General features: G+C 71.7%; 1 protein-coding gene. It reads right to left on the bottom strand.

Going from position 1 to position 605, the window contains the following annotated elements:
• Window positions 1-3: 3 nt before the first annotated feature.
• A complete protein-coding gene (locus BHE97_RS19605; RefSeq protein ID WP_201791561.1) occupies window positions 4-522 on the bottom strand; it encodes an aldehyde dehydrogenase family protein in 519 nt (172 codons plus the stop codon).
• Window positions 523-605 lie beyond the last annotated feature (83 nt).

The raw sequence follows: 605 nt of genomic DNA, 5'->3' as shown, positions 1-605 counted from the left end.
CACCTAGACCACCAGGGCGGTCTGCGGCACGTTCGACGCGTGCTTCAGCAGCCCGACGTTGCCCGCCATCAGGGCGGGGGCGGCGAACCGCACCACCTGCGACAGCGGGAAGTTCCACGGCATCACCGCGAGCACCGGGCCCAGCGGCCGGTACCGCACCAGGGCGCGGGAGGCGCCGGAGTCCTTCACGTCGGACGCGGCGGGCTCCTCGTCGGCGAGCAGCTCGGCCGCGTGGTCGGCGTACCAGTGCATCGCCTTGGCGCACTTCGCGGCCTCCGCGCGGGCCTGCGCGACCGGCTTGCCCATCTCCGTGGTGATCACCTTGCCGATGGCGTCCCGGTCCTCGTCGAGGACCTCGGCGGCGTGGTGCAGCAGACGGGACCGCTCCTCGAAGGTCGTCGTGCGGTACGTGCGGAAGGTGGCCTCCGCGAGCTGGAGCCGGCGTTCCAGCTCGTCCTCGTCCATGGGGTGGTACGTCTTGACGGTCTCGCCGTTCGCCGGGTTCACCGTGGCGATGTGCATCACTGGCCTCCATGGGCCGGGCTATGCTCCGACGACCTTCCCGCGCGCCGAAGGGCGCCGCAACGCGGGAGGGTCTCTCAGAG

Origin of the sequence: Aeromicrobium sp. PE09-221, from assembly GCF_002174305.1 — a bacterium.
Lineage (GTDB): Bacteria > Actinomycetota > Actinomycetes > Propionibacteriales > Nocardioidaceae > Aeromicrobium.
Note: the sequence above shows the minus strand (reverse complement) of the source record. Positions and strands in the feature narration are given on the sequence as shown.

Coding starts and splice junctions, on each gene's coding strand:
- BHE97_RS19605 (WP_201791561.1), bottom strand. CDS start 522: ATGCACATCGCCACGGTGAACCCGGCGAACGGCGAGACCGTCAAGACG.